Annotated in this window: 7 protein-coding genes and 1 pseudogene; 2 read left to right on the forward strand and 6 right to left on the reverse strand. The window is 62.8% G+C overall.

Annotated elements, in window-relative coordinates; translation table 11 throughout:
• Nucleotides 1–57 precede the first annotated feature (57 nt).
• Both NFW30_RS17435 and NFW30_RS17440 read right to left on the reverse strand, forming a co-directional pair.
• Nucleotides 58–1,404, reverse strand: coding sequence for a recombinase family protein (locus tag NFW30_RS17435; RefSeq protein WP_295356492.1), 1,347 nt, complete (start codon nt 1,402–1,404; stop codon nt 58–60).
• Nucleotides 1,401–1,838: a DUF2924 domain-containing protein gene (locus tag NFW30_RS17440; RefSeq protein WP_295356494.1), complete on the reverse strand. Its 438-nt coding sequence runs from the start codon at nt 1,836–1,838 to the stop codon at nt 1,401–1,403. Before NFW30_RS17440 ends, NFW30_RS17435 begins: the two co-directional genes overlap by 4 nt.
• Nucleotides 1,839–2,421: 583 nt before the next feature.
• On the opposite strand from NFW30_RS17440, the gene NFW30_RS17445 reads away from it, so the two are divergent.
• Both NFW30_RS17445 and NFW30_RS17450 read left to right on the forward strand, forming a co-directional pair.
• Nucleotides 2,422–3,306 carry a hypothetical protein gene (locus NFW30_RS17445; protein WP_295356496.1) on the forward strand — a complete coding sequence of 295 codons (885 nt, stop codon included), beginning with the start codon at nt 2,422–2,424 and terminating at the stop codon, nt 3,304–3,306.
• A 454-nt stretch (nt 3,307–3,760) separates the two neighbouring features.
• Nucleotides 3,761–5,947: an ATP-dependent RecD-like DNA helicase gene (locus NFW30_RS17450; protein WP_295356499.1), complete on the forward strand. Its 2,187-nt coding sequence runs from the start codon at nt 3,761–3,763 to the stop codon at nt 5,945–5,947.
• Between the two features lie 350 nt (nt 5,948–6,297).
• Here NFW30_RS17450 and NFW30_RS17455 read toward each other — a convergent pair whose 3' ends face one another.
• From NFW30_RS17455 to NFW30_RS17470, 4 genes and pseudogenes are all read right to left on the reverse strand, one after another.
• A complete protein-coding gene (locus NFW30_RS17455; protein WP_295356502.1) occupies nt 6,298–7,698 on the reverse strand; it encodes an SEC-C metal-binding domain-containing protein in 1,401 nt (466 codons plus the stop codon).
• Complete coding sequence (locus tag NFW30_RS17460; RefSeq protein ID WP_295356509.1) at nt 7,695–7,979, reverse strand: integration host factor subunit beta; 285 nt, start codon at nt 7,977–7,979, stop codon at nt 7,695–7,697. Before NFW30_RS17460 ends, NFW30_RS17455 begins: the two co-directional genes overlap by 4 nt.
• A 9-nt stretch (nt 7,980–7,988) precedes the next feature.
• Nucleotides 7,989–8,486 carry a hypothetical protein gene (locus NFW30_RS17465; protein ID WP_295356514.1) on the reverse strand — a complete coding sequence of 166 codons (498 nt, stop codon included), beginning with the start codon at nt 8,484–8,486 and terminating at the stop codon, nt 7,989–7,991.
• Nucleotides 8,487–8,658: 172 nt separating this feature from the next.
• Nucleotides 8,659–8,757, reverse strand: a pseudogene (locus NFW30_RS17470) (integration host factor subunit beta); the annotation flags it as partial.
• Nucleotides 8,758–8,993 lie beyond the last annotated feature (236 nt).

The raw sequence follows: 8,993 nt of genomic DNA on the forward strand, positions 1-8,993 counted from the left end.
CCGTGGTGAGCTTCGGTTCCCGGCGCTGGATGGCGTCGCCAATCTGAGTGATCCGTGTCATGCCAGGGCTTCCTCCGACTCCACGAGTTCGCGCAACTCCGCGCCGATCGTTCCCGGCAGGAGTTCGCCGATGAACTGCGACCAGCCGGCCTCACGCCAGCTGATCTCGATACCATTGTCGAGCAGCGTGACGCGCTCGATCAGCAACCGGACGATGCGCTGGCGCTCGGGCGGGAAGAGTTGCTCCCAGACGGCGCCGAGCTGGCGAAGCGCGAGCACCACCTCCGGCTCGGTCACTTTGAGCTTTTCCGCGGCGACTCGGTTGCACACCGCTTGGACCACCTCCGGTGCCTTCAGCGCCGCATGGACCTGCGCGAGTACCAGTTGCTCGATGGGCTCCGCCGGCAGTCGCCCAGCGCGCGTGGCCCTGGCGCCGAAGCGCACCTTTCGGATCGGCACGTAGTAGCGATACATCGTGCCATTGGCCTTGCGGGTGAAGGCGGGCTGGAAGCGTTCGCCGTCCTGGGTGAAGAAGATGCCCAGGAGCAACGACGGTGGCTGTCGGCGCTGGCGCGTTGCCAAGGCGCGCTGGCGGTTGTTCTCCGCCAGGATCGCGTGAACGGCATCCCAGAGACCCTGGTCGATGATCGCCGGATGCTGGCCCGGATAGCATGTTCCCTTGTGCAGGATCTCGCCCCGATAGATGCGGTTGTGCATCATCTTGTAGAGCGTCTGCTTGGTCAGAGGCCGCCCCGACTTGGTGGTCTGGCCCTCAGCGCTGAGTTCCCGAACCATCTCGGTCGTCGAGCGACAGCGCACGAAATCCTTGAAGATGCGCCGGACCAGGCCGGCCTCGACTTCATTGATCACCAACAGCCGGTTGTCCACGTCGTACCCCAACGGCAACGACCCACCCATCCACATCCCCTTGGCCTTGCTGGCGGCGATCTTGTCACGAATGCGCTCGCTGGTGACTTCGCGCTCGAATTGCGCGAAGGACAGCAGGACGTTCAGCATCAGGCGGCCCATCGAGGTCGTGGTGTTGAACTGCTGGGTGACGGCGACGAACGACACCTTGTTGCGCTCGAAGACTTCGATCAGTCGGGAGAAGTCGGTCAGGCTCCGCGTCAGACGGTCAATCTTGTAGACTACTACGATGTCGATCTTGCCGGCCTCGATGTCCGCCAGCAGGCACTTCAGTCCGGGGCGCTCCAGGTTGCCCCCGGAGTAGCCGGGGTCAGTGTAGTCGTCGGGGACGGGAATCCAGCCTTCCGCCCGTTGGCTGGCGACCGAGGCCAGCCCGGCTTCCTTCTGGGCATCGATCGAGTTGAACGACTGGTTTAGCCGTTCATCGGTGGACACGCGGCAATAGACCGCGCAGCGTTTCGGGGCCACGGTGTTCATCGCCGCCCCCTCTTCAATCCGAAGAACGCTGGCCCCGACCAGTGGGTGCCGGTGATCGCCTTGGCGGCGGCCGACAGGCTCTTGTAGTGTTGGCCCTCGAGTTCGTACAGGCCGTCGGCGGTGACGGTGACGCGGTACTCGCGCTCGTCCCATTCACGGATCAGGACGGTGCCCGGCATCAGGCGGACCTCGGCGCCGCGCCCGACCTTGATCTTCGACAGGCGCTCGCCGCAGTCGGCGAGTTGCTCCTTGATCGCTTTCGGCAGGCCGCCATAGGCGAGTTCCTGTAGCCGATAGGCGAGGCGACTTTCCAGGTAACGCCGATTGACGCGCGGCGGTCGGCGCGCGAAGTGCTGATCCCACAGCGACCACAGTCGGTCGAGCGGCATGTCGGGTAGTGCCGCGAGCTGGGCGGCAATGGAAGGCGATGTCATCGTGGTACTCCTGGTGTGGAGGGAGTTGTATGAACGCGCTTGGGCGCCGAAAAGCCAAGCGAAACTTCGCTCGGCAAGGGCCGCTTGGCGTGTAGCCGCGCGACCGCGGTGGCAAGAAGGTGAGCGATCTCGGCGGCGCGCTCGCGTGGCGACATCGATTCGGGTAGAGTGGGTTCGACGGTCATCTTCGTTCTCCATTCGGGTGGTCCAGACCGTCCAGAATGATATGACCACAGATTTTTCGGCGCTGGGTGTTTTGGAGTAGGCGTGAGTAAGAGAGCGGAGATCGCGGTCAGGATCCGGCTGGTGTGCGCGATGCGGATGGCTGGAGTTGGGGCATTGGCGGCCCCCCCCGCCAGATCATGGTCTTGACGAGGGCGGTCACCCCCGATGATTCGCCCGCTCTCGTGGAACGTGCTCCTGGGAACGCCAAAAATCCTTGTGGTTGCTGACTTGGCGGGTTCCCCGGCATGAATGCTTCCCGGCGGCAAGGCAGGAGGGCGCGAACGCCTGCCAATTGACCAACCCGTTGGTCGCCACCTACACTGGCCGCTCCTTACAGCGCTCGAGGAAAGGTCTGGTGATGTCCGTTGCCCCCCAGCAAGGCCCGCTCGTCAAGAAACTCCTGCGCCTTCTGGCGCAATATCGCAGCCGCAAGATCATCGACTTGCAGGCCTTTGCCGCCGGCCGCCAGCATGCGATCGACCAGCAGGGTTCCGTCGTTTCGCCGCAAAGGCTGGCCGACCTGCATCCGGCGCACGCGATCTACGTCTATGCGCAAAATCAGGCCTCCGTGCTCATGGAAACGATCACAGAGCTGCCGGCACTCGACAAGCTGACCAACCTCATCGTTGATGCGTCGGAGGAGTACATGCCCTCGGGACCACCGATGAGTCCGCTGACCTCGTCGTACTTCTTCTACTGGTCCTGTTTCGATGCGGCGATCGGCACGGCGCGGGAGACGATTGGCGACTGCATCGCCGCGCTCGCCCGTTGCGCCGATGCCCATCCCGATTTCCTCACGATCATCGACATCATGCGCCAGTCGCGCATGGGCCTTTACGTGTGCGAGGGTCGCGACCAGGGGAGCGTGCGGCTTCGCGAATTCGTCACCGGCGAGATCGCGTCGTGCATCGTTCCCGCTGGCCACGGCGGGCAGCGCGGCGAGATCTGGCTGGCGCGCGTGCTGCCACCGCCGGGGCCGGAGTTCGCTGAGAGTGTGGTGATCACGACCCCCTATGTGATCATCGATCCGGGCGAGCGCGACTGGCAACGATTTCTCGAGCGCACGCTCCCGAAAACCGGCATCGACGATCCCCGACGAGCTTACTGCCACTTGATGAAGTACGGGCTCGATTTGCGCTACTGGAGCGAGTACATCCTCGAGGCCTACGTCAATTACGAAACGTCGCTGGTCTACCTCCGGGGTCTGCCGGACGTGGCCGGAAGTCGTCCGCACGGCGCCTAGAACGTGTTTGCGGGCCAACGGGGATCGCGACCTGATTGGTACGACGCTGTGCTGGTACGGTTCGATGCAGCGTGCAGCCCCCAAGAAGGATGCAAGTTGATAGCTTGCCTCGAACTTCGGTTGCCTGGCGCCTCAACGCGTCGAGTCGCCGCATTTGGCACCGCACCGTGATCGATCAGCCCCGAAGTGGGCGCCCCCTGTGCCCCTACCACATCCCACAACCCGCATCGCCGGCATCCGACCGAGAGCCAACGAGCGACGGTCGCCACCAGTCCGGCCGCCGACACACGCCGGCAACCTGCATGGGCAAACTTGCGCACCCTCGCCGGAAGGCGCTGGCGAGTCTTCTGTCGAATCGCTGTCCAGTTTGGCGTGGAATACGCAGGTGAGAGAATCGAGGGGGATGAGTACCGGTAGCACGAGGATGTGTGCGGCATCCTGACCGCGGTCCTCAATGTCTGACGCCCCCGCTGCTGAACTCGAACGCCTTGCCGGCCTCGTTGAGCGTGTCACCTTCCACAACGAGCAGAACGGCTTTTGCGTCCTCCGCCTGAAGGTGAAGGGTGAGCGCGAACTGATCACCCTGGTCGGCCACACCCCGATCGTTTCCCCCGGCGAATACGCCTCTGCCTCGGGACACTGGGTCACCGATCGCGAACATGGCCGGCAGTTTCGCGCGGTGTTCGTCCGGATCTCCCCGCCGACCACGCTGACCGGGATCGAGCGCTACCTTGGGTCGGGTATGGTCAAGGGCATCGGCCCGGTCTACGCGAGCAAACTCGTCAAGTCGTTCGGCGCGGCGGTGTTTGACGTCATCGAGCGGTCGCCCGAACGCCTCCGTGAGATTCCGGGGATCGGAGAAGTCCGCGCCAGAAGGATCACCTCCGGCTGGGCCGACCAGAAGGTCATTCGCAGCATCATGGTCTTCCTGCACGCACATGGCGTTTCGACGTCCCGCGCCGTGCGCATCTTCAAGACCTACGGCCAGGACGCCATCGACATCGTTCGCGAGAATCCCTACCGGCTGGCGCAGGACATTCGCGGCATCGGCTTCCTCTCCGCCGACACGATCGCGCAGAAGATCGGCATGGCCAAGGATTCTCCCCTGCGCGCGCAGGCCGGCATTTCCTATGCCCTCACCGAAGCATCGGCACAGGGCCACTGCGGTCTGCCGTATGCCGAACTGGTGCCCCTGGCGGTCAAGCTGCTCGACATTCCGGATGCCATCATCGAAACCGCCATCGCCCAGGAAATCGCCGGCGAGGTGCTGTTCCCAGACACCGTCGACAGCCAGCCCTGTGTGTTCCTGGCGCCGCTTTACTACGCCGAGCAATCGATTGCCGCGCAGGTGCGGCGCCTCAAGACCGGCCCGGGGACCCTGCCGACCTTCGATGCCGACAAGGCGATTCCCTGGGTCGAGCAGAAGCTCTCGATTCAGTTGGCCGACAGCCAGAAGGAAGCCATCCGTCTCGCGCTGTCTTCGAAGATCCTGGTGATCACTGGCGGCCCCGGGGTGGGCAAGACGACTCTGGTCCATTCCATTCTCACCATCATGACGGCCAAGGGCGTCAAGCCGCTGTTGTGTGCGCCCACTGGACGGGCGGCCAAGCGTCTCTCCGAATCGACCGGTCTCGAAGCCAGGACGATCCATCGCCTGCTGGAAGTCAATCCGCTCAATGGCCAGTTCAAACGCGACGCGGACAACCCCCTCGAATGCGATCTGCTGGTTGCCGACGAATGCTCGATGATCGACGTGCCGCTGGCGAACCAGCTTCTCAAGGCGGTCGCCACCGCTACGGCGATGATCCTCGTCGGCGACGTCGATCAACTGCCCTCGGTCGGTCCCGGTCAATTTCTCGCCGATCTCATCGACTCGGGTACCGTGCCCGTCATTCGGCTGACCGAAGTGTTTCGCCAGGCGGCCACCTCGCGCATCGTGCGCAGTGCGCACCAGATCAACCGGGGAATCTTTCCCAGCCTGCCGGCGAAGGGGGAAGACTCGGACTTCTACCTCGTCGCCGCCGAGGAACCGGAGGTGATCGCGCAGACCGTGGTCGATCTGGTACAGACGCGCCTGCCGCGCAGGTTCCATGTCGATCCGGTTCGTGACATCCAGGTGCTTTGCCCGATGAACCGGGGAATCACCGGCGCCCGCGGCATCAATCACGCACTGCAGGAGGCGCTCAACCCGCCCGGCGAACACAGTGTGGACAAGTTCGGCAACCGCTTCAGCGTCGGCGACAAGGTGATGCAGATCGAGAACAACTATGACCGGGATGTCTTCAATGGCGACATCGGCTTCGTGACCGGCATTGATCGCGACGAAGAGGAACTGGTCGTGACCTTCGACGGCCGGGCGGTCACCTATCCGTTCGGCGAACTCGACGAACTGGTGCTCTGCTACGCGACGACGATCCACAAGTCACAGGGCTCGGAATACCCGGTGGTGGTCATTCCGATGTCGACCCAGCACTACCTGATGCTCAAGCGCAACCTGATCTATACGGGCATCACGCGCGGCAAGAGGCTGGTCGTGCTCGTCGGCCAGAAGAAGGCGTTGGCCATGGCCGTCAAGGGCAAACAGGTCGACAGGCGGTGGTCAAAGCTGAAGGAACGTCTCTTCACCGCAGGCAGGCCGTGACGCTGTCCGGGATTTCGCGGGTATCCTGCAGTCCGCCACCGGAAGCCGCCACGCCAGCTCTCTTGCCGTCGGCTGGTCAGAACCGTTTCTTCTGAAGAATCGCCACCATTTCCTTCGCCTGCGGGCTGCAGGTCTTCGCGTCGAGGCCCAGATCAAACGCGTCATTGAGAACCCTGGCGACGAACTCGTCCGCTCGCACGGATCGGCCTCGCACTTGAGCCCGAAGAGGATGTCGGCTGCCCCGACTCGCCAGCCGACAGGATCGGGCACATCTTGCGCCGCAGCACCGAGCGGATTGCATTTCGCCGGAACATCTGCAACGGCGGTGATGTGCTCTTCGTTCATCCTCTTCACTGGCTTCCAGCGTGGCGCGAGATTCCCAGTGCCCGCCAGAGAAAGTCGAACGGAATCGTCCTTCGGCCCTGCTGTGCGGCTTGCCGCTTCTCGCTCGCTTCATACAGGCGGATCAGGCCCCCTACCCGCTCCAGGCCTGCGGGCGTGTTGATGGCCTGCCTGGGGGTCTTGCCAGCGAGTGCCGGGAGGGGCTCGTCCGGCCACTTGGCGTACATCCGCCGAAGCGTCTCTTCCATCATTTCGGCGAGCACCTCCGGTGACAGGTCGACGTCGGCATCGGGTCGCTTCGCCCGGTGATCGGCCGGCATGTTGCGCAGCAGGCCCGCGGGATCGGACAACTCCCGAGACAGGAAGCGAACCGCATTGCCCGCAACGGACTCGAACCAAGGACGACCTTCGTCGGCATGGCGCTGCGTCTTGTAGAAGACCGTGATCTTGTCGGGGCTCTTGTCGATATTGATCGTCGCCACCGAGCGTGTCTCTCCATCCGTGCAGTCGATGAGGCGATTCCAGGCGGTCTCGCGGTCCCCTTCGACGTCGCTCTGCGCCGACAAGGAGTGCGTCAATTCCTGCCAGTCCGTCACGCGATAATGATCCGTGATCAGCAGCATGGGTTCGCCGGAATAGGCGTCCCGGAAAGCCGGCATGGGCATCGGAGCGTAGAACTGTGCGAGCCACTGGCGTTGCAGAATGGTGCTCAGCAGGTGCGGCAGGTCGCTCGCCTGGCCCTCGAAGTGATCCATGGCCTGTCGCATCCTCGCCTGAACGACCGGTCCGGTGAAATGCGAAAACGCGTAGATGGCGCCAGACAACTCGCAGTGGCCGTCGACCTCCATGATCCGTACGCCAATCTGTAGGCCCAGCAGGGAAGCCTGAGCCCCCGATCGCTCGCGGACGATGATCGGCGGCGCTTCTGCGTCGAGCGAATCGCACAGCGTCAGTTGCTGGCCCGGAACGAGGTCGGTCACGTCGTAGAGGCGCAACGGGCGCGCACCCAACTGCGTGATCCAGCGGCGCTGATCGGCCGTGAAGAGCGGCCCGCCTGGACTGAGCAGGTATTCGGATACTCGCCTGTGCTCGCCATGCACCAGAATTTCGCCTTCGGCCAGGAGCAATTCCATGACGTTCATGTGGATGATGCTCCAGGTCTCCTGGTCTTGAGCCTTCAGAGCATCCTCTTCCTCGGGGCTCAAGTCATCGAAGAGCAGTTCTGCAAGGGCGATGCTCACTGCCTTGCGATGTTTGTTCATCAGCCAGTCGATGGCACGCTCCGCGGCCCCTGCGTGGCCTTTCCTTTCTGCTTCAACGACGTCTTGGGCGCTGTTTGCACAGCACTGCTTGTATTTCTTGCCACTGCCGCAGGGACAGGGCTCATTTCGGCCTATCTTGTAGGTCATTTGCTCGCCTGTACCCTTTCTCGTAGCTCCTTCCCCGGCGTGAAGTGCGGCAGCCTTTTCGCCGGTACCGCCACGGTCTCGCCGGTGCTCGGATTGCGTCCGCTTCGCGCCGGCCTGTGGTTCAGGGCGAAGGTGCCGAACCCGCGAATTTCGATCCGACCTCCCCGTGCCAGGGACTCGCTCATCCCCTCCAGGATGGCTTTGGCCGAGAGTTCAGCATCCTTGGCGGTGAGTTGCGGAAACTGTGCAGCCAGCCGGGCGATGAGTTCGGAACGAGTCATCCGAGCATTCTACGCGTCGTCTCCGAGGGCAGCCAAGCGTGCACCTTCACTCAGCAGATGAGTAGGCGCCACCACCGAGACGACTTCGTTCGCGTTTAACTGAAGTGGTTCGCCATCGGCGTCGTCGAAGCTGGGATAAGGTACGATTTCCGGGCCATAGTCCAAATTCGCAAACAGATCGAATAGCTGTTCAGGCGAATCCGGATACTCCTCCAACGGAGCTTCGCGTCCGCGCAAGAGAATCTGAATCGCTCCCTCAGCGCGCTTAGTATCGGGTGGAAGGTCCACCGGATCCCAGAGAAAACGAACGGCCTGAACATCGGAGAGATTTATAGCGATTGACCGCCCGTCAACGGCGTCAAACACGAAGAAGCGCGTCGTGCTCGAAGGGGCGCTACAGTCGTCAAGCATCAATCGCAAACGCTCCGCTTCCTCTTTGCGAACCTCAACGATGAGATCGTCCGCGTGATCTCGGATGAGGAAACGCAGGAAGTATGTCTTGGCCATTGTGCACAGAAACAGGGTAAATGAGATCCAGCGCTAAACGCTTAGCGCCTTTTCTGTCGCACCGAAAGCGTCCGGTCTAACCGCTGATCTACCTGCGGCAGACAAAGCTCGCTAGACTGAAGCTCTGAAGGGCAGCACCGCTACATGGATTGTAAGCGACAACGATCAGCGGCAGACTATCAAGAGTTGCTTTGACGGCAAGCTCGGCATCTTTGGTGGTCAGTTGCGGGAAGCGAGCAGCGAGCCGGGCGATGAGTTCGGAGCGGGTCATGCCGATAGTTTGCCCGTTCCGGCGCCTTGAGCGTAAGCGTTTAGTCGGCCCACCTACCAATCCCGTGCCAGTTGCCGCACCCTCTCGAGGTTTTCACGGGAGAGCGCGATGGGCAAGGCTGGCGAAGTGGCAGCGTACTGGCAAGGGCATGTAGCAGGTTGGCGCGCGAGTGGCGAGAGCCTGTCGGCGCCGGAGTCAAAGCGGCGTCCACAAGCCGACATGAATCTGGTGCGAGG

It is taken from the genome of Accumulibacter sp., from assembly GCF_023806635.1.
Classification (GTDB): Bacteria; Pseudomonadota; Gammaproteobacteria; order Burkholderiales; family Rhodocyclaceae; genus Accumulibacter.